We start from the raw sequence: 19,192 nt of genomic DNA, 5'->3' as shown, positions 1-19,192 counted from the left end.
ACACTGGATAGTGTTCGCACATCCAACCCTGTGGGAGCAGGCTTGCTCCGGGCGGCGTTCCGACGATGACTGACCTCAAGACCCCACAGAACTACTTCTTGGCAGCAATCATCGCCATGAACGCCGGCAGCGCGGCCTCCCGGTCCGCCGCCACACGCTGCACGTTCGGGTTACCCCCCAACCGTTCCAGCAACGCCTTGGCCTTCGGCATTTCAGCCAACAAATCAATGCCGAACAGTTTTTGCGCTACGCCACACGCCAGTGGCACACTGAACAGAAAATACAGATCCGCCACGCTCAAACTATCGCCAGCCACATAAGGGCTGAATTTGCCGTGCCGGCCCAGCGATGCCATCCCCAGCAACAGTTCGGCTTTGGTTTTTTCCTTGATCGCCTCCGGCACCGTCATGCCAAAAAATGCCTCCGGGAAGCAGGCTCGCGCCGGCAGTTCGATGTACAGCTCGATTTCCTTGGCCAACGCCAGCACCTGCGCGCGCTCGAACGGCTCATTCGGTAGCAGCGGCTTGCCCTTTTGAGCTTGTTCGATGTACTCGAGAATCACACTGGTTTCGTTGATGTAGCCCTGCTCGACGCCCAGCACCGGGACCTTGCCCCGCGGGCTGATCGCCAATGACTCCGGGGTCTGGGTCGGGACGAACATGACCTCCTCGAACGGCAGACCTTTTTCCAGCAACGCCAGTTTGACCATGTTGTAGTAGTTGCTGACACAGAATCCATAAAGTTTAAACATCACAAAGCCTCCAGGCCGTGCGGGGTGGGCGGTGTCTGTTTATAGAGCGCTGCCGGGATTCTTGCCAGCAGCATCACGCGACTGAATGCGGGTAAACTGGCCACCTTTCCCTGAGGAGCCTGCCATGAGCGAGCCAACCGATATCGACAACGACGAAGAAGAGTTCGCCGAAAGTACCCTGATCCAGGCCATCGAAAACCAGATCGAAAGCGACAACCCGCCAGCTGCCAAAGCGACGTTCAACAAGCTGACGCTGGTGGGCTATGAGCGCGAAGAAATCCTCAACCTGATGGCTCATGTTCTGGCGGTAGAAATCGACGCGATCCTCGAAGAAGACCGCGCGTTCAACACCCAATGGTATGAAGCTGCCCTGCGCGCATTGCCCGAGTTGCCGCCGGAAAAGCAATAAACCCACGCCCTCCCTGTAGGAGCAGCCGGTCGACGCTCGATTGCTCGCGAAAAACCCGAGAGCGCCACGGGGCATCTGGTTTACGCGTCATCGTTGACGACCTTCGCGAGCAATCGAGCGTCGACCGGCTGCTCCTACAGAGAAAAAACCCTGTCGCGAGCACTGGACATGCCGGACAAGCGGGTTCACCTTAGGGGCGCTGTCGTCCAATTCCTAGAAAGTCTGGAGTCCTTATGTCGCTTACCCCTGAGTTGGTTGCCGAACTGGAAGTCCTCGCACTCTTCAACCTGGACAGTTCCCAGGAAGGTCTGAAAATTCATCAGACCGCTGCCCCGAAACACATTGCCGCCGCCAAACGCCTCTTTGAAAAAGAACTGACCGACCAGCCTGATGGCGGTTACCTGACCAGCCTGGGTCGTGACGCCGCGCAAAATGTGCAATCCGTGCTGACCATTCTTAACGCCGAAGTAACAGCCTGAATTCTGCCGCATCGCCCACGGAGACCCCGACCCAGGGATTTCCGCGGGCACACTCCCCTGATTTCTGTCTCCAATCGATAGAAATCTGACGCCAGAAAAACAAAATCAGCTTAAAGGTCCTCGCCTCAAGGCGCTAAACTGCCCCTCATCCGAAGAGCCCCACGTCCGAGCCCTGCGAGCCGGTTTGAGCTGACATGACGCGCACCCATGAAATCCGCCCCGATCTGGACGAGGGAATTGACCGCAAGGTTCTCGGCCAGCTGCGCGCACGTTTTCTGAAACTCAACGAAGGGCGCATGGCTCGCGCCATGGAAGGGTTGTCGACCCGCCAGCAAGGGGTCTTGACCTTGCTGCCGCTGTTTTTCCACGTTAATCATCCGCTGTTGCCCGGCTACGTTTCCGGCAGTACGCCGGCCGGGCTGTCGAATTTCGAACCGGATGCCAATGTCCTCGCTGAAGCCCAGCGCCTGACCCGCTCGTTTTCCTACAAACCGCGCCACGGCAGCAACCCGCCAAGGCCGATTCACGGACTGTTCCTGATGGGCAGCCTCGGCACCCTGGCGCAGGCCGACCAGAGCGACATGGATGTGTGGGTCTGCCATGGGCCGGACCTGACCGAGAACGAACTCGCCGAGCTGCGCAAAAAGTGCCAGTTGCTGGAAACCTGGGCTGCCAGCCAGGGCGCCGAAGCGCACTTCTTCCTGATCGACCCGATCCGTTTCGTCCGTGGCGAGCGCGATACCCAGCTGAGTTCGGAAGATTGCGGCACCACCCAGCACTACCTGTTGCTGGACGAGTTTTACCGCACCGCGATCTGGCTCGCCGGGCGCACACCGATCTGGTGGTTGGTGCCGGTCTACGAAGAGTCGAGCTACGACCGCTACACCCATACCTTGATCTCCAAACGCTTTATCCGCGCCGATGAAACCCTCGACCTCGGCAACCTGGCCTTCATCCCGCCCGGTGAATTTATCGGCGCCGGGCTCTGGCAGTTGTTCAAGGGCATCGAGTCACCCTACAAGTCGGTACTCAAGCTGCTGCTGACAGAGGTTTACGCCAGTGAACACCCCAGGGTCCATTGCCTGAGCCTGCGCTTCAAGCAAGCGGTGTTCGCCAACCAGCTCGACCTCGACGAACTGGATCCGTATGTCGTGGTGTACCGGCGTATCGAGGAATACCTGAACGCCCGCAACGAACCGGAACGGCTGGAACTGGTGCGTCGCGCGCTGTACCTGAAGGTCAATCGTAAACTCACTGGCAACAGCCGCACCCAGAGCTGGCAGCGCTCGTTGCTCGAGCGCCTGGCCCGCGAATGGCACTGGGACCAGCGCCAACTGACCCTGCTCGACAGCCGCAGCCAATGGAAAGTCCGCCAGGTCAGCTCCGAGCGGCGGGCACTCGTCAACGAGCTGAACTACAGCTACCGCTTCCTCACCCAGTTTGCCCGTCACGAACAAACGGTCAGCCGCATCAACAAGCGCGACCTGAGTGTCCTCGGCCGTCGCCTGTACGCCGCGTTCGAGCGCAAGGCCGGCAAAGTCGAGTTCATCAACCCCGGTATCGCCCCGGACCTGGCTGAAGACACCCTGACGCTGGTGCACGCACCGAACAGGAAAGAGCCGGGGCAAAGCCAGTGGGGCTTGTACAACGGCAGCCTGACGGCACTGGAGTGGGAGCATTTCGCGCCGATCAAACGCAGTCATCACTTGCTCGAGCTGCTGACCTGGTGCCACCGCAATGGCGTGATCGACAGCAGTACCCGCCTGGCCCTGCACCCCGGCACCAGCGACTTGAGCGAATTCGAACTGTTCAACCTGCTCGGCAGCCTGCAACAGACCATCGCCCTGCCCTTGCCCACCGTCGCCGAAGAACCGCTGCTGCGCGCCAGCGTGCCGAGTGAAGTGCTGATTCTGGTGAATGTCGGCATCGATCCGCTCAAGCACCATCGCGACCTGAACATCCTGATGACTACCGAGCGCACCGACTCCCYGAGCTACGCCGGTGTCCGGGAAAACCTGGTGCTGACCCTGGACCAGGTCACGCTCAACAGCTGGAACGAAGTGCTGGTCGGTCGCTACGACGGCCCCCACGCCCTGCTCGACTGCATCCGCGATTACCTCAACAACCTGCCGGCCGGGCCACATCAGCCGAAGCTGCGGGTACGTTGCTTCTGCCATAACCGCGCGCAGTTCATCGCCCAACGAGTGGAAGAAATCCTCGATACCGCGCAGAACCTGCTGTTGAGCCGGCTCAATCATCGCTACCTGATCCAGGTCCAGCAGCACTACCACGTGCTGGAGTTGGTGTCGGGCCAGGTCCAGCACGTCGCGCTGGCTACTCTACCGACGCTGATCGATTACCTGGGCGAGGAAATGGCCAGCTACAGCCCGTTGCACCTGGATCCGAAGGCACTGGAAGACCACGACCTAGCGCTGTTCCTGCCGACGGGCCAGCCGGACTGCATACAAGTGTTCTATCGAGTCAACGAAGATCAGGCCGATCTGTACGTGCTCGATGAGTTCAATGCCCTGTGGCAGCAACGCCTGCCCTGGCATGATGAGCAAAGCCTGCTGGTGCCACTGCAGCGTTTCCTGCAATCGATCCAGTATCGCCGCGATGCCCTGTTGCCAATGGAGGCGGCCCACCCCTTGAACCTCGACACCCTGTATTGCCAGCTGCTGCCGTCAGGCCCTGGCCGGGCGCGCCGCATCGAAGCCCGGCCGACACCGCAGACGCCGGTGAACAAGCCGTTCTACGACGTGCAGGCGATCGTCGGCAAAGCCGCACCGGGTCAGGTGCAGGTGACGTTGTATTGCAATCAACGGGAGTTTTCCGAGCTGGAACATGGCGACCGGTTGTTCCGCGTGGTCGCCCGGGAAATCGTCGGGCAGCGCCGGGAGACCGAACGCTACCGCGGCTACATCACTGACCTCGACCTGTCAGGCCTGGTCGGCGAAGGGCAGAGTTCCACTCATCTGTACCTGCGCTACAAGGCTGACCTGGAACACGCATTGAACGAGGCGCTCGATCAGGTCTGAGGGGGTGTCACTCGGGGAACGCGCCGCCATTGGCCGGCTGCGATTCGACTTCCAGCAGCGTCAGCTTCAGGGTCTTGCCGCCCGGAGCCGGCCAATCGATGTGCTGGCCAACCTTCAGGCCAAGCAGCGCGCTGCCCACCGGCGCCAGGATCGAGACCTTGCCTTCGTCGGCGTTCGCATCCTTGGGGTACACCAGGGTCAGGTGGTAGTCCTTGCCACTGCCTTCTTCACGGCAATGCACACGGGAATTCATGGTCACGACATCCGCCGGCACTTCATCGTGGCCGACCAGTGTATCGGCGCGATCCAGTTCGGTTTGCAACGCGATAACGCCCGGCAGCGTGTCATCCAGGCTGTCGATCAGACGCTCCAGACGCTGAACGTCCAGACGGGTAAGTGTGATGGAAGGTGCGGTCATGATCAGGGCAGACTCCTTTCTTCTGCACGAAAAAAGCAAAACCCCGCCAGAAAAGGCGGGGTTTTCACAAGCCTCGATGGGTTGAGGCATATCCGGACACTATCACAGCTCAAAAAATATACAAGTCATGGCCCGGAGCCCTGTTTGCGCTGCGAGGCCTGCGCACAAATCACGCGTCTACGCTCGTCATCGGCCGAACGCCATTCGCGGATGTCTTCGACGTGACGGAAACAGCCCAGGCAGACTTTCCGCTCGTCCAGCCGGCACACACCGCTGCAGGGCGACGGTACCGCCGGGCTGACGTTGCTGTAGAGCGGCTTGGGAGCACGGACAGGTGCAGGCTGGGTCACGATCTCACAGGCCTTCGAAATCGAGCTCGACACCAGCCTGCTGCTGGACGATACGCTCGAGCATCTCACCCAACTGCTCTTCGCTCTTGTCGCACATCCAGCGCTCGCTTTCTTCGTCGTAGTCGAAGTGGAAACCACCGGACACCGCCGCCAGCCACAGCTGACGCAGCGGCTCCTGGCGACTGAAGATCAACTGGCTGCCGTTCTCGAACTTGACGGTCAGCACACCGGCCGAGCTTTCGAGGTCGATATCCAGGTCGCTCTCGTCAAAGATGTCCTCCAGGGTTTGCTGGGTGGCATCGACCAGGTCATGGAAACGCGCTTCGGACAAACTCATTACGGCAACCTCAAAAAGTGTCTGATCAGGCTCAAGCGCCGCAAGATACGACCGAGCCCCGTCGATTGCAAAGGATAACGACCTGTGGGAGCGATGTGCTTGCGGCCAAGCCCCGCCGGACGGGCGGTCCGTTGCATAGGCAAGCTGCCGGGTGGCCGGTATACTCCGGCGCAATTAATGCTTTTTCAAGGATTTCGCCATGAAGCGCCTGATCTCTTCCCTTGCTGCAATCGTCGCGGTTGCCTGCCTTGTGTCGGCCTGTGGTCAAAAAGGCCCGCTGTATCTGCCTGACGAAAATCAGGACCCTGCCGAGCAGGCCATATCGTCGCAACAGCAGCCTGCATCGAAAGCACACAAGCACGACGTCTACCAATAAGGGAACCTCATGGACGCTTTTAACTACCGTGACGGTGAACTGTTCGCGGAAGGTGTTGCCCTGTCTGCCATCGCCGAGCGCTTTGGTACACCGACCTACGTTTACTCCCGCGCGCACATCGAAGCCCAATACCTGGCTTACGCCGATGCACTGGCCGGCACGCCGCACCTGGTGTGCTACGCGGTCAAGGCCAACTCCAACCTGGGTGTGCTGAATGTCCTGGCGCGCCTGGGCGCCGGTTTCGACATCGTCTCCCGTGGCGAGCTGGAACGCGTACTGGCCGCTGGCGGCAGCGCCGACAAGATTGTGTTCTCCGGCGTCGGCAAGACCCGTGACGACATGCGTCGCGCACTGGAAGTCGGCGTGCACTGCTTCAACGTCGAATCCACCGACGAGCTGGAGCGCCTGCAGGTGGTCGCCGCAGAACTGGGTGTTCGCGCGCCGATTTCGCTACGCGTTAACCCGGACGTCGATGCCGGCACCCACCCGTACATTTCCACCGGTCTCAAAGAGAACAAGTTCGGCATCGCCATCGCCGACGCCGAAGACGTGTATGTGCGTGCCGCGCAACTGCCGAACCTGGAAGTGGTTGGCGTCGATTGCCACATCGGCTCGCAACTGACCACCCTGCCTCCATTCATCGACGCTCTCGACCGCCTGCTGGGCCTGGTCGACCGCCTCGGCGATTGCGGCATCTACCTGCGTCACATCGATCTCGGTGGTGGCCTGGGCGTGCGATACAAGGACGAAGAGCCGCCACTGGCTGCCGACTACATCAAGGCCGTGCGCGAGCGTCTCGACGGTCGTGACCTGGCGCTGGTGTTCGAGCCGGGCCGCTTCATCGTGGCCAACGCCGGTGTATTGCTGACCCAGGTCGAATACCTCAAGCACACCGAGCACAAAGACTTCGCCATCGTCGACGCCGCCATGAACGACCTGATCCGCCCGGCGCTGTACCAGGCCTGGATGGACGTCACTGCCGTGCGCCCGCGCACCTCCGCTGCCCGCGCCTACGACATCGTCGGCCCGATCTGCGAGACTGGCGACTTCCTGGCCAAGGATCGTCAACTTGCACTGGAAGAAGGCGACCTGCTGGCCGTGCATTCGGCCGGTGCCTACGGGTTTGTCATGAGTTCCAACTACAACACCCGCGGCCGTACCGCTGAAGTGTTGGTGGACGGTGATCAGGCATTTGAAGTGCGTCGCCGCGAGACGGTAGCCGAGTTGTTTGCTGGCGAAAGCCTGCTGCCGGAGTAAAACCATGCTGCTGCGTTTTACCAAGATGCACGGCCTGGGCAATGACTTCATGGTCCTCGACCTGGTCAGCCAGCACGCACACATTCTGCCCAAGCACGCCAAGCAATGGGGTGACCGGCACACCGGCATCGGTTTCGACCAGTTGCTGATCGTTGAAGCGCCGAGCAACCCGGACGTGGACTTCCGCTATCGGATCTTCAACTCCGACGGTTCCGAAGTGGAACAGTGTGGCAACGGTGCGCGCTGTTTCGCCCGCTTCGTACTGGACAAGCGCCTGACCGCAAAACGGCAGATCCGCGTCGAGACCAAAAGCGGCGTCATCGAACTGGACGTGCGAAACGACGGCCAGATCAGCGTCAATATGGGCGCCCCGCGTCTGGTGCCTGCGGATATTCCGTTCCAGGCGCCGGAGCAGGCCAAGAGTTATCAGGTCGACGTCGACGGCATCCCGGTCGATCTGGCTGCCGTGTCCATGGGCAACCCCCATGCCGTGCTGCGGGTCAGCGATATCAACAATGCGCCGGTGCATGAACTGGGGCCGAAAATCGAACATCACCCGCGCTTCCCGGCACGGGTCAATGTCGGTTTTCTCCAGGTCATCGACCGGAGCCGCGCGCAGTTGCGCGTCTGGGAGCGTGGAGCCGGGGAAACCCAGGCTTGCGGAACCGGCGCCTGTGCCGCCGCAGTGGCCGCGATCAGCCAGGGGTGGATGGATTCGCCGCTATTGATCGACCTGCCAGGCGGGCGTCTCTCCATCGAATGGGCAGGCCCTGGCCAACCGGTGATGATGACCGGCCCGGCAGTGCGCGTATATGAAGGACAAGTGCGTCTTTGAGTGAGCGAAATCCATGACCGACAAGCCTCAGGTACCCGCACGACAAGCTGACGAATCACCGTCCGAAAGCCTGGAGGCGGCGGCTGTTGCCGCGTACCTGGAGGCTCATCCGGACTTCTTCGTCGAGCACGAAGAACTGCTCCCGTCCCTGCGTATTCCCCATCGACGCGGCGATACCGTGTCGCTGGTCGAACGTCAGATGACCATCCTGCGCGACCGCAACATTGAACTGCGTCATCGCCTGTCGCATTTGATGGACGTGGCCCGGGACAACGACCGGCTGTTCGAAAAGACCCGTCGCCTGATCCTGGCGTTGATGGATGCCGCCAGCCTGGAAGACGTGGTGATGTGCGTCGAAGACAGCCTGCGCCAGGAGTTCCAGGTGCCCTTCGTCAGCCTCATCCTGCTCGGCGACAACGCCATGCCGGTCGGCCGCTGGGCCACTCACGACGAAGCACAAGTGGCCATCGGCGGCTTGCTCTCGGAAGACAAAAGCGTCAGCGGCAGCCTGCGCGAGCACGAACTGGACTTCCTGTTCGGTGAAGAACAGCGCAAGCAGATTGGCTCCACCGCCGTCGTTGTCATCAGCCACCAAGGCATCCACGGCATCCTGGCCATCGCCAGCCGTGATCCGCAGCACTACAAAAGCTCGGTGGGCACCCTGTTCCTGAGCTACATCGCTGAAGTCATGGGTCGCGTGTTGCCACGGGTCAACAACTCCCTGCGCTCGGTACGCTGAACATGGAACGACAACTGGACGCTTACTGCGAACACCTGCGCAGTGAGCGGCAGGTGTCGCCGCACACGCTATCGGCCTACCGCCGCGACCTCGATAAAGTGCTGGGCTGGTGCGTCAAACAGAACATCGGCAGCTGGGCGGCGCTGGACATCCAGCGCCTGCGCAGCCTGATTGCCCGCTTGCATGCCCAGGGCCAATCGTCCCGCAGCCTGGCGCGATTGCTGTCGGCCGTTCGCGGGCTCTATCATTACCTGAACCGCGAAGGCCTGTGCGACCACGATCCGGCCAATGGCCTCGCGCCGCCCAAAGGCGAACGCCGCCTGCCGAAAACCCTCGACACCGACCGCGCACTGCAACTGCTTGAGGGCGGGGTCGAGGATGACTTTCTGGCACGTCGGGACCAGGCGATTCTGGAGCTGTTCTATTCCTCCGGGCTGCGGTTGTCGGAGTTGACGGGGCTCAATCTCGACCAGCTCGACCTGGCTGACGGTATGGTCCAGGTACTCGGCAAAGGCAGCAAGACCCGTCTGCTGCCGGTAGGAAAAAAGGCCCGCGAAGCCCTGGAGCAGTGGTTGCCACTGCGGGCCATGGCCAACCCGGCAGACGATGCGGTGTTTGTCAGCCAACAAGGTCGCCGTCTCGGTCCGCGGGCGATCCAGGTGCGGGTCAAGGCTGCCGGCGAACGCGAATTGGGGCAAAACCTGCATCCGCACATGCTGCGGCACTCCTTCGCCAGCCATTTACTGGAGTCCTCCCAGGACCTGCGCGCGGTGCAGGAACTGCTCGGACACTCGGACATCAAGACCACGCAGATCTACACCCACCTGGACTTCCAGCATCTGGCAGCGGTCTACGACAGCGCCCACCCACGGGCCAAACGCATGAAAGGCGACGATTCATGAGTATTCAGTTGATCACCTTCGACCTCGACGACACCCTGTGGGACACCGCCCCCGTGATCGTCAGTGCCGAAGCCGTTTTGCGTGAGTGGCTGACCGAGCACGCGCCCAACCTTGGGGCTGTGCCGGTAGAGCATCTGTGGGCTATTCGCGAGCGTGTATTGAGCAACGAGCCAAGCCTCAAGCACCGCATCAGCGCGTTGCGTCGGCGGGTGCTGTTCCATGCGCTGGAAGAGTCCGGTTACGGGCATGACGAGGCGTCGGATCTGGCGGACAAGAGTTTTGAAGTGTTTCTGCACGCCCGCCATCAGATCGATGTGTTTCCGGAGGTCGAACCGACCCTGGAAATCCTCGCCAACCATTACGCCCTTGGCGTGGTCACCAATGGCAACGCCGATGTGCGTCGACTGGGCCTGGCGGATTACTTCAAATTTGCGCTGTGCGCCGAAGACATCGGCATCGCCAAACCCGATGCGCGACTGTTCCAGGAGGCCTTGCGGCGCGGTGGTGCGACCGCTGAATCGGCGGTGCACATTGGCGATCATCCAGGCGATGACATTGCCGGTGCGCAGCAGGCGGGAATGCGGGCGATCTGGTTCAACCCGGCGGGCAAGGTCTGGGAAGCCGAGCGCTTGCCCGATGCGGAGATTCGCAGCCTGACCGATTTGCCGGCGTTGCTGGCGAGTTGGAACAAGACTTTGGCCTGACACAAAACCTGTGGGAGCGAGCTTGCTCGCGATAGCGGTGGATCAGCTGACATAAATCGTGAATGTAATGCCCCCATCGCGAGCAAGCTCGCTCCCACAGGGATTACCACACATTCTGAAATTTGTTTCAGGCACGAAAAAGCCCGCAGCGACGGCGGGCTTTTTCAGCAAGCAGGTAGCAGCCTCAGATAGGCCGGCTGCCGTACTTGTTGTCAGGTTTCTTGGGCGGATCGGCGACCACATTGGCCTCCACTTCCTGCACCTTGCCACCCTTGGCCAAAAACTCCTCCATGGCCCGCGCGAGAGCATCGCGTTCCTTGTTCTTGGCTTCGACACTCGGCAACTCATCGATCGATACCGCTGCCTTGGCCTTGCCTTTGGCGGTCGGAACCGGCGCATCACCGCCGTCGTCTTCAGCGACGTCTTCCGCCGCAGCTTCCAGACCTTCTTCGGTTTCGTCTTCGTCGCCTACTTCGAGGTCGTCGTTTTCCAGATCATCGTCGCTCATGTTCTACCTCATGACTTGCGAAAAGCAGATTAGTTATAGCCCAGCTTTGCCCTCTGTCGAAGGCTGCCGGAAAAAAATCAACAGCCGCTGCTGACCAGCGGTTATGCCCCTTCACCGTGCACGGTGGCGAGGACTTTACGGGCACCGCCATGATCACGGTGCTCGCCCAGGTAAACGCCTTGCCAGGTTCCCAACGCCAACCGGCCCGCCGAAATCGGCAAACTGAGCTGACAGCCAAGCACGCTGGCCTTGAAATGCGCCGGGAGGTCGTCCAGGCCTTCGTCGTTATGCTCATAGCCGCCTGTTCCTTGTGGGATCAGACGATTGAAAAATCGTTCGAAGTCGCGACGTACCGCCGGATCGGCGTTCTCGTTGATGGTCAACGACGCCGAGGTATGCTGCAGCCACAAATGCAACAGACCGACCCGACACGCCTTGAGTTCAGGCAAGCCGGCGAGTAACTCGTCCGTTACCAGATGAAAGCCCCGGGGCCTCGCCCGCAAGGTAATCAGAGTCTGTTGCCACATACAGTTCTCCGCACGTTCGGGGCGCATTCTAGCGCGCTCTGGGAAAAAACAAAGGCCCTAATATTCCTTCATTCCTGTAAGCCTTCGACCGCACAAAAACACCCGGCGCAAACATCGCAAAACCTATAGGAAAAAACCTTTCAGCTCAGCTTTCAATGACAAATTCCAGACAAAAAAATGCCCGGCAAGCCGGGCAAGTTTTTTACGGGCGTGCTTACAAGTTGTAGCCGCGCTCGTTGTGAAGCGCCAGATCGATGCCGACCGCTTCTTCTTCTTCGTTGATGCGCAGGCCCATGACCGCATCCAGCACCTTGAGGATGATGAATGTGGCGATCGCGGTGTAGATCACCGTAAAGCCCACGCCTTTGCACTGAATCCACACTTGTGCGGCGATGTCGGTGACAGTGCCGAAGCCGCCCAGGGACGGCGCAGCGAACACACCAGTCAGGATTGCGCCGAGGATACCGCCGATACCGTGCACACCGAAGGCGTCCAGGGAGTCGTCATAGCCGAGCTTGCGCTTCAGGGTGGTCGCGCAGAAGAAGCACACCACGCCAGCCGCCAGACCGATGACCAGCGCGCCCATCGGGCCAACGGTGCCGGCAGCCGGGGTGATTGCCACCAGACCGGCAACCACGCCAGATGCGATACCCAATGCGCTAGGTTTGCCGTGGGTGACCCACTCGGCAAACATCCAGCCCAGTGCCGCAGCGGCGGTTGCGATTTGCGTCACCAGCATCGCCATACCGGCGGTGCCGTTGGCCGCAGCGGCGGAACCGGCGTTGAAACCGAACCAGCCGACCCACAGCATGGCCGCGCCCATCAGGGTGTAACCGAGGTTGTGCGGCGCCATCGGCGTGGACGGGAAACCTTTGCGCTTGCCCAGCACCAGGCAGGCAACCAGACCGGCCACACCGGCGTTGATGTGCACCACGGTGCCGCCGGCGAAGTCCAGAACGCCCCAGTCCCACAACAGGCCACCGTTACCGGACCAGACCATGTGCGCAATCGGCGCGTAAACCAGGGTGAACCACACGCCCATGAAGACCAGCATCGCGGAGAACTTCATCCGCTCGGCGAAGGCGCCGACGATCAACGCCGGGGTGATGATCGCGAAGGTCATCTGGAAGGTGACGAACACCGCCTCCGGGAACAGCGCCGCAGGCCCGGTCAGGCTGGCTGGCGTGATGCCGGCGAGGAATGCCTTGCCCATGCCGCCGACGAACGAGTTGAAGTTGACGACGCCCTGCTCCATGCCCGTGGTGTCGAACGCGATGCTGTAGCCATAAATGACCCACAGGACGCTGATCAGACCGGTAATGGCGAAGCACTGCATCATCACGGAAAGAATGTTTTTCGACCGAACCATACCGCCGTAGAACAGCGCGAGGCCGGGAATGGTCATGAACAGCACCAAGGCTGTCGAGGTCATCATCCAGGCGGTGTCGCCGGAGTTGAGGACTGGGGCCGCCACTTCGTCTGCCGCCATGGCCAGGCTGGGCATTACGAGGGACAACAGGGCTCCTAGCCCTGCGAATTTACGCAGAGTCATATTGTTTTCTCCTGGGGCGTTGGGTTTGTGGCCGCTTAGATTGCGTCGGTATCGGTTTCGCCGGTACGGATGCGAATCGCCTGTTCCAGATTGACCACGAAGATCTTGCCGTCACCGATCTTGCCGGTGTTGGCCGCCTTGGTGATGGCCTCGATTACCCGGTCCAGATCCTTGTCGTCGATGGCGACGTCGATCTTCACCTTGGGCAGGAAATCGACCACGTATTCCGCGCCGCGATACAGCTCGGTGTGACCCTTCTGCCGACCAAAGCCTTTGACTTCAGTGACGGTAATGCCCTGCACGCCGATCTCGGACAGCGACTCGCGTACGTCGTCCAGCTTGAACGGCTTGATGATGGCAGTGACTAGCTTCATGAAAACTCTCTCCCGAATTGGTGGACTTGCCCCAGGAAAACAAACCCGTCTCAAGTCTAAGCGCAGTGCCTGGCTTTGTAACGCATCGTCGGCCTTACCTGCCCGTCCGACGCCAGCTAACCGCTCCTTGCGAAACACTCCCCGCGTTCCGCCTGGCGCACTGCATTCGTCACAGCGACTGCATCAGTGCATGGGTTACCAGCATCTAAGCAGAAAGCTTGCCATCTCCACAAAACTGACTGTTTTCAAGTCTTTACCGGCGGATAGTGAATACTTAGCGACAACACCCGGCACGTTACGCACAACAACGGTGCGAGGCCGTCCGTCCCCATGCGCGAAAAGCGTGCACCGCTTGCCCGCGAAAATGACTATAGACACTGCGTGGTACACTGCCCGTCATTGTTTCCAGGACATTGCCCATGCTCGCGCCAAAAGACTTCCTCGACGCCCTGACCGGCACCGCCTCCCGCCTCTTCAGCGGCGAYACGCCTCTGCCGAAAGCTGAAATCGAAAGCCAGTTCAAAATGTTGCTGCAGAGCGGCTTCAGCAAACTGGATCTGGTGAGTAGGGAAGAATTCGATAGCCAGATGGTTGTATTGGCACGCACGCGGGCTCGGCTGGAAAGTCTTGAAGCGAAAGTCGCCGAGCTTGAAGCGAAGCTCAATCCACCAGCCGAGTAACACCACGATCCCTGTGGGAGCGAGCCTGCTCGCAATTGAAGGTCGGAACGACCTTGCGCTTCACCTGTAGAGCTGCCGCAGGCTGCGATCTTTTGATCTCAAGCCCCGCAACAATCCCGGCAACGTCCTACAAAAATCACACCGCCGTCCGATTGCGTCGCGAAGTATCCGATCTCTAAGCTCATCCCCAGCTGAATATTCAGCACCGGGTTTGGCGACCTGGATAGCATCCGACGCACTGCGACCACATTCGATTCAGGGAATTATCCCATCTCGAATTATGGCGGCTGTGCGTGGGAGACCTTCAGGTCTGCCGGTTTGTCCGGATGCACCGGTTCGCCAACCCGCGCGCAGCTGCCACCCTTTCGTTTGGCGACGAACAGAGGCAGCTTCCTTCATACGCATCCGGAGTTGCAAAATGAAAGAAAGCTATCTAATCCCTCATGTCTTCACCCGCCACAAGCTCCACCTCCACGCCCTCCTGATACAAAACCAACCTTGGTTCAGCGCCCGCGACCTGGGCCGTCTGCTACGCATCTACCTCAACGACCGCCAACTCCGAAAACTCGATCCCGACCAATACCAAACAGCCAAAACCCTAATCCACGGACACATCGAAAACACCCTGCTGATCAGCGAATCCGGCGTCTACGCCATGCTCGTCTATCACTACTGCCCCGAGTACCGAGCGTTACGTGAATGGCTCACCCACGAAGTTGTTCCCGCCCTGCGAGATGCCCAATACCCCACCACAACCGAACGCCCGCAACTGAGCCTGCTCAACTGGCCGGAAATGTCGTTGAGTTTGCTGCACTGGAACAACCAGCCGTGGATTCGGTTGCAGGATGTGCCGCAACTATTGCCTGATCCGGTTACTCCCAGGCCTGCTATCAATGCGCCTTGGTGGAAAAGAGCCGCGAAGATGCTTCACGCATTCTGAATAAAAAACCCCACGCTTTCGGCGTGGGGTTCAATAAATCCAAGACAACAATCAGGCGCAGTGCGCAAGTCGCTCAACCTGATCCCGGATCGCAGCCCCTCGTTCGATTTCGGCTTTGCGCAAATCGTAAGTCGATTGCAGGTCCAGCCAAAACTCAGGGGTCGTGTCCAGACAAATAGAAAGCCTGAGAGCCATATCAGCACTGATTCCTCGACGCTGGAGCACGATATCGTTCACCGTGGGTGTCGAAACGCTCAGCGCTCTGGCCAATGCTGCAGCCRTAAGGCTCAGAGGCTCCAGGTATTCCTCTTTGAGGATCTCGCCAGGGTGAACCGGGCGCATACCATTCTTAGTCATTACTCACATCAGTGATAATCGACGAATTCGACATTCTCTGGTCCGCTAGCCCCCCCCAAATGAAGCAAATTCGCCATTGAGCGTTGATACGGATGCTGTACTGACCTTTTCGATTTCCCTCCAACGCTTCCAGGCGATTATCCGGTGGAGATCGAAGATCTACGTGGGAGCGAGCCTGCTTGCGATAAAGTCGGAACGACCTTCAGATTTACCTGTAGGAATTGCCGAGCCTGAGATCTTTCCGCCCGCAGTAATCCCGGCAATGCCCTACAACKTTCTCGTCCGCGGTCTGATTGCGCCTCAAAGCCACCCTTTCTAAGCTCACTTCTCAAAGCGCGAGCGCTGCACTCGCTCGGAAAAAATTCAGTCCAGCTTGAATAATGGATTATGACAAGTGCGATACACCCAAAGGAATGTTCATAACACCACAAGGAGCAATGCCCATGGAAACCTATAAGGCTCTGATTGCCGCTTTCACATTGACTGCACTTTATACAGGCCCAGTTGTCGCGGGACCACCTGTAACGGTCACATTTAAGAATCTTGGAACCCAGACTGCAACGTACACCCCTATATCCAACAACGAAGCTATAACGAAAGCAAACGCATCACCTACTCCACAAGCGTCCGTGATCGCAAATAGCACAGACACCTACACCATACAAAGCCTGATATCGCCTGATTACAACCATGCTAACTTACGATATCAAATTGGCAACAAAAAATGCGTTTACCTGGCTACATTTGTGGCCGCTACTGGCTCAGGCGCGAGCAAAATTCCAAAATGGAATAATACGGCCACACCTAGTGGCGGGGCCACCTGCACCATAAAAGTGACTAAAACAAATCCGTCCTCCTATGCTTGGTCAGTAGAAATCACCATGAAGTAAAGCATATAGCGACCTCTAAGGTGCGCGTAAGGTTTTGCTAAAGCATCAACATCATTAGACGATATATCATATTTTAGTCTTCGAGCAGGGAGTGGCAATAAATGGTTAATTCACCAATCAACTTTGCAGCTAACAGCGGCACAGCGCTGGCTGGAGCAAAAACATTGACAGCGACTCCCAGCAAAACACCAGCTGTCAACCAAAGCACACCCCAAGGCCCATCTGGCGACGTACGAGACAGCAGTACCGTTTCCACGCTAGCGAACCAGTTGAGCGAAGCCTCAGTACGCGCACAGGCCCGGGATGTGCGCCTCACTAGAGCGGAACTGGGTTCGATGGCTAGAAATACACTCAACGAGTTGGAGAGCGCCAATTACACTGCCAACAAATCAAAATACGATGCTGAAGCTCCCGACTCAGATAACCCCACATTATTAGCGCGTGCCAAAAATGCAACACAGTATACAAACGGGCTCGGCAGAAATCCGTTTTCTGGAATGCCCATGGATCAACTAGCCTTAATCACTTACGATGACAGCGACACCTTTACCGTCAATGAAAGACGGGCAGCACTGGAAGAATCAGCCAAACAAGAGTACGCATGGCGAAAGAAAGTGGTGGCCGAAGCAGAATATGAATATAACAACACTGGAAAGCTCACCAAATTCTTCCAAAGTGTCCTCGACCATTACAAGGGTCTGCCCCCAGTGGAGCAAGCTCAGTATCCAAACAACTACGAAACCAAGCTTAATGACTGGATAGATTTGGACTTCAACTATTTTACGCATATCGCGGAAGGTAAAAACAAGATGGATACCGAGAGCTTCACCAGAAAAATCATAGAGGGTGACAGCAGCTTGTTCGACAACATAATTCCTTCCAAAGAAACTGTCGCAACATAAGTTATTTTATTTTACAAACTGAATAAATCCGAGAGGTCAAATACGTGCGATAAGTTTCGCAGGCGATCCTTATGCAATTCGCAAACGGTGTTGAGGAGTGCGATTGCTCAGGAGATGGGTTTGCCACCGCAGCCGAACGCAGCGTTTGGCTGCTGTTAAAGATCGTGGCTTCTGCAACATTCTGCGAACGTTTCCCTACTCTCCGACCAGACTCCACGACTACCCTTCAACAACCCGCAGGAAGCGGCCCCGTTTAGCTCAAGGAACGACCATGTCCCTCTCCATCGTACACAGCCGCGCTCAGGTCGGCGTGGAAGCGCCAGCCGTCACTGTTGAAGTCCATCTGGCTAATGGCTTGCCGTCGCTGACCATGGTCGGCCTGCCCGAGGCGGCAGTGAAGGAAAGCAAGGACCGAGTGCGCAGTGCGATCATCAATTCGGGGCTGCAATTTCCGGCGCGACGCATCACGTTGAATCTGGCGCCGGCGGATTTGCCTAAGGATGGCGGGCGATTCGATCTGGCGATTGCCCTGGGGATTCTCTCGGCCAGCGTGCAGGTGCCGACGCTGACACTGGATGATGTGGAGTGTTTGGGCGAGTTGGCGCTTTCCGGCGCAGTGCGGCCGGTCCGCGGGGTGTTACCGGCGGCATTGGCGGCGCGCAAGGCCGGGCGCTGGTTGATGGTACCGCAGGCGAATGCCGAGGAGGCCTGCCTGGCGTCGGGGTTGAAGGTCATCGCAGTGGACCATCTGCTGCAGGCAGTGGCGCATTTCAATGGGCACACACCTATCGAGCCTTACGTTTCCAATGGGTTGCTCTACGCCAGCAAACCCTATCCCGACTTGAATGAAGTTCAGGGGCAAATGGCAGCCAAACGCGCACTGCTGATTGCGGCAGCGGGTGCACATAACCTGCTGTTCAGCGGGCCACCGGGTACGGGCAAGACGCTATTGGCGAGCCGATTGCCAGGGCTGCTGCCACCTCTGGCCGAGAACGAAGCACTGGAAGTTGCAGCGATTCAATCGGTCGCCAGTTGTGTGCCGCTGAGTCATTGGCCGCAACGACCGTTTCGCCAACCTCATCACTCTGCCTCCGGCCCGGCACTGGTGGGCGGCGGTTCGAAACCGCAACCCGGCGAAATCACCCTCGCTCACCATGGCGTGCTGTTCCTCGATGAACTCCCGGAATTTGATCGCAAGGTATTGGAGGTGTTGAGAGAGCCACTGGAGTCCGGCCACATCGTGATTTCCCGCGCCAAGGACCGCGTGCGTTTTCCGGCGCGCTTTCAACTGGTCGCCGCGATGAATCCCTGCCCCTGTGGATATCTTGGCGAACCGAGCGGCCGTTGCTCCTGTACACCGGACATGGTTCAGCGCTATCGCAACAAGTTGTCCGGGCCCTTGCTGGACCGCATCGACCTGCACCTGACCGTAGCCCGGGAAAGCACGGCGCTGAATCCGATCAAAACCGGTGACGACACAACCAGCGCTTCTGCCCTGGTCGCCCAGGCAAGGGAGCGCCAGCAACAACGCCAGGGCTGCGCCAACGCCTTTCTCGACCTGCCAGGGCTACGCCAGCATTGCGCGCTGTCCAAAGCAGATGAAGGCTGGCTGGAAAGCGCCTGCGAGCGACTGACCCTTTCGCTTCGTGCTGCTCACCGTCTACTGAAAGTCGCCCGTACCCTGGCGGATCTGGAACAAGTAGACGCTATCGGTCGCAGCCACGTAGCCGAAGCACTGCAATATCGGCCATCAGCCTCCAGCTAGAGACTCGACAGATTGGCATCGAGTGCGCCCGTACATCCCGGGTGCCTTGCCGCGCGACTGGTTTTTCGCCCAATGATGACATCAGCCTGGTAGTAGCCCGGG

General features: G+C 59.1%; 23 protein-coding genes and 1 pseudogene. 14 read left to right on the top strand and 10 right to left on the bottom strand.

The window, feature by feature from the left end; translation table 11 throughout:
* Positions 1 to 91: 91 nt before the first annotated feature.
* The gene (locus ACXRVY_RS03290; RefSeq protein WP_223456455.1) at positions 92 to 751 is read right to left on the bottom strand and encodes a glutathione S-transferase family protein; all 660 of its coding nucleotides are present in this window, start codon (positions 749 to 751) and stop codon (positions 92 to 94) included.
* Positions 752 to 875: 124 nt separating this feature from the next.
* Between ACXRVY_RS03290 and ACXRVY_RS03285 the strand changes: the two genes are divergently transcribed.
* The 3 genes from ACXRVY_RS03285 (at position 876) to ACXRVY_RS03275 (ending at position 4,677) form a co-directional block, all read left to right on the top strand.
* The gene (locus ACXRVY_RS03285; protein ID WP_223456453.1) at positions 876 to 1,160 is read left to right on the top strand and encodes a hypothetical protein; all 285 of its coding nucleotides are present in this window, start codon (positions 876 to 878) and stop codon (positions 1,158 to 1,160) included.
* Between the two features lie 233 nt (positions 1,161 to 1,393).
* Positions 1,394 to 1,639, top strand: coding sequence for a TIGR02647 family protein (locus ACXRVY_RS03280; RefSeq protein WP_007980796.1), 246 nt, complete (start codon positions 1,394 to 1,396; stop codon positions 1,637 to 1,639).
* A 194-nt stretch (positions 1,640 to 1,833) separates the two neighbouring features.
* Positions 1,834 to 4,677 (top strand): class I adenylate cyclase, encoded by a 2,844-nt coding sequence (locus ACXRVY_RS03275; RefSeq protein ID WP_458237017.1) that lies wholly within the window; start codon positions 1,834 to 1,836, stop codon positions 4,675 to 4,677.
* Positions 4,678 to 4,684: 7 nt separating this feature from the next.
* Here ACXRVY_RS03275 and rnk read toward each other — a convergent pair whose 3' ends face one another.
* The 3 genes from rnk to cyaY all read right to left on the bottom strand — a co-directional run bounded on the left by rnk (position 4,685) and on the right by cyaY (position 5,782).
* Positions 4,685 to 5,095 carry a nucleoside diphosphate kinase regulator gene (gene rnk, locus ACXRVY_RS03270; protein ID WP_008050852.1) on the bottom strand — a complete coding sequence of 137 codons (411 nt, stop codon included), beginning with the start codon at positions 5,093 to 5,095 and terminating at the stop codon, positions 4,685 to 4,687.
* A 125-nt stretch (positions 5,096 to 5,220) separates the two neighbouring features.
* Positions 5,221 to 5,445, bottom strand: coding sequence for a DUF1289 domain-containing protein (locus tag ACXRVY_RS03265; protein WP_223460331.1), 225 nt, complete (start codon positions 5,443 to 5,445; stop codon positions 5,221 to 5,223).
* Positions 5,446 to 5,449: 4 nt separating this feature from the next.
* Positions 5,450 to 5,782 (bottom strand): iron donor protein CyaY, encoded by a 333-nt coding sequence (gene cyaY / locus ACXRVY_RS03260; protein ID WP_008050853.1) that lies wholly within the window; start codon positions 5,780 to 5,782, stop codon positions 5,450 to 5,452.
* Positions 5,783 to 5,981: 199 nt separating this feature from the next.
* On the opposite strand from cyaY, the gene lptM reads away from it, so the two are divergent.
* From lptM to ACXRVY_RS03230, 6 genes are read left to right on the top strand one after another with little or no spacing between them, the layout of a single operon-like run.
* Positions 5,982 to 6,158: an LPS translocon maturation chaperone LptM gene (gene lptM / locus ACXRVY_RS03255; RefSeq protein ID WP_218431702.1), complete on the top strand. Its 177-nt coding sequence runs from the start codon at positions 5,982 to 5,984 to the stop codon at positions 6,156 to 6,158.
* 9 nt (positions 6,159 to 6,167) lie between these two features.
* On the top strand, positions 6,168 to 7,415 hold the full coding sequence (gene lysA / locus ACXRVY_RS03250; protein ID WP_457265669.1) for a diaminopimelate decarboxylase: 1,248 nt from the start codon (positions 6,168 to 6,170) through the stop codon (positions 7,413 to 7,415).
* A 4-nt stretch (positions 7,416 to 7,419) separates the two neighbouring features.
* Entirely contained in the window at positions 7,420 to 8,250 is an 831-nt protein-coding gene (gene dapF, locus ACXRVY_RS03245; protein WP_223460335.1) for a diaminopimelate epimerase, read from the top strand.
* A gap of 13 nt (positions 8,251 to 8,263) precedes the next feature.
* Positions 8,264 to 8,989 (top strand): DUF484 family protein, encoded by a 726-nt coding sequence (locus ACXRVY_RS03240; RefSeq protein ID WP_223460337.1) that lies wholly within the window; start codon positions 8,264 to 8,266, stop codon positions 8,987 to 8,989.
* Between the two features lie 2 nt (positions 8,990 to 8,991).
* A complete protein-coding gene (gene xerC, locus ACXRVY_RS03235; protein WP_008015515.1) occupies positions 8,992 to 9,891 on the top strand; it encodes a tyrosine recombinase XerC in 900 nt (299 codons plus the stop codon).
* Positions 9,888 to 10,595, top strand: a complete 708-nt coding sequence (locus ACXRVY_RS03230) for an HAD family hydrolase (protein ID WP_223460339.1) — start codon at positions 9,888 to 9,890, stop codon at positions 10,593 to 10,595. Before xerC ends, ACXRVY_RS03230 begins: the two co-directional genes overlap by 4 nt.
* 184 nt (positions 10,596 to 10,779) lie before the next feature.
* Here ACXRVY_RS03230 and sutA read toward each other — a convergent pair whose 3' ends face one another.
* The 4 genes from sutA to glnK form a co-directional block, all read right to left on the bottom strand.
* Positions 10,780 to 11,103: a transcriptional regulator SutA gene (gene sutA, locus ACXRVY_RS03225; RefSeq protein ID WP_223460341.1), complete on the bottom strand. Its 324-nt coding sequence runs from the start codon at positions 11,101 to 11,103 to the stop codon at positions 10,780 to 10,782.
* Between the two features lie 101 nt (positions 11,104 to 11,204).
* Positions 11,205 to 11,630 (bottom strand): secondary thiamine-phosphate synthase enzyme YjbQ, encoded by a 426-nt coding sequence (locus ACXRVY_RS03220; protein ID WP_223460343.1) that lies wholly within the window; start codon positions 11,628 to 11,630, stop codon positions 11,205 to 11,207.
* A gap of 214 nt (positions 11,631 to 11,844) precedes the next feature.
* Positions 11,845 to 13,182 (bottom strand): ammonium transporter, encoded by a 1,338-nt coding sequence (locus tag ACXRVY_RS03215; protein ID WP_223460345.1) that lies wholly within the window; start codon positions 13,180 to 13,182, stop codon positions 11,845 to 11,847.
* A gap of 35 nt (positions 13,183 to 13,217) precedes the next feature.
* The gene (gene glnK / locus ACXRVY_RS03210) at positions 13,218 to 13,556 is read right to left on the bottom strand and encodes a P-II family nitrogen regulator (RefSeq protein WP_002555808.1); all 339 of its coding nucleotides are present in this window, start codon (positions 13,554 to 13,556) and stop codon (positions 13,218 to 13,220) included.
* Positions 13,557 to 13,975: 419 nt separating this feature from the next.
* Here glnK and ACXRVY_RS03205 point away from each other — a divergent pair, with 419 nt between their 5' ends.
* Both ACXRVY_RS03205 and ACXRVY_RS03200 read left to right on the top strand, forming a co-directional pair.
* Positions 13,976 to 14,236, top strand: coding sequence for an accessory factor UbiK family protein (locus tag ACXRVY_RS03205; protein WP_008015521.1), 261 nt, complete (start codon positions 13,976 to 13,978; stop codon positions 14,234 to 14,236).
* Positions 14,237 to 14,654: 418 nt separating this feature from the next.
* On the top strand, positions 14,655 to 15,176 hold the full coding sequence (locus ACXRVY_RS03200; RefSeq protein ID WP_223460347.1) for a BRO-N domain-containing protein: 522 nt from the start codon (positions 14,655 to 14,657) through the stop codon (positions 15,174 to 15,176).
* A gap of 51 nt (positions 15,177 to 15,227) precedes the next feature.
* Here the strand turns inward: ACXRVY_RS03200 and ACXRVY_RS03195 are convergent, their stop codons facing one another.
* Positions 15,228 to 15,533: a HigA family addiction module antitoxin gene (locus tag ACXRVY_RS03195; RefSeq protein ID WP_458237016.1), complete on the bottom strand. Its 306-nt coding sequence runs from the start codon at positions 15,531 to 15,533 to the stop codon at positions 15,228 to 15,230.
* Between the two features lie 8 nt (positions 15,534 to 15,541).
* Positions 15,542 to 15,693, bottom strand: a pseudogene (locus ACXRVY_RS03190) (type II toxin-antitoxin system RelE/ParE family toxin); the annotation flags it as partial.
* Between the two features lie 283 nt (positions 15,694 to 15,976).
* On the opposite strand from ACXRVY_RS03190, the gene ACXRVY_RS03185 reads away from it, so the two are divergent.
* The 3 genes from ACXRVY_RS03185 (at position 15,977) to ACXRVY_RS03175 (ending at position 19,090) form a co-directional block, all read left to right on the top strand.
* Positions 15,977 to 16,423 carry a hypothetical protein gene (locus ACXRVY_RS03185; RefSeq protein ID WP_223460351.1) on the top strand — a complete coding sequence of 149 codons (447 nt, stop codon included), beginning with the start codon at positions 15,977 to 15,979 and terminating at the stop codon, positions 16,421 to 16,423.
* A gap of 101 nt (positions 16,424 to 16,524) precedes the next feature.
* Positions 16,525 to 17,325, top strand: a complete 801-nt coding sequence (locus ACXRVY_RS03180) for a hypothetical protein (protein WP_223460353.1) — start codon at positions 16,525 to 16,527, stop codon at positions 17,323 to 17,325.
* A 271-nt stretch (positions 17,326 to 17,596) separates the two neighbouring features.
* Positions 17,597 to 19,090 (top strand): YifB family Mg chelatase-like AAA ATPase, encoded by a 1,494-nt coding sequence (locus ACXRVY_RS03175; RefSeq protein ID WP_457265670.1) that lies wholly within the window; start codon positions 17,597 to 17,599, stop codon positions 19,088 to 19,090.
* The last annotated feature ends 102 nt before the right edge of the window (positions 19,091 to 19,192 follow it).

It is taken from the genome of Pseudomonas sp. P5_A2_2 (assembly GCF_054177685.1).
The sequence above is the reverse complement of the archived record's forward strand: the minus strand, read 5'-3'. Positions and strand labels throughout refer to the sequence as shown.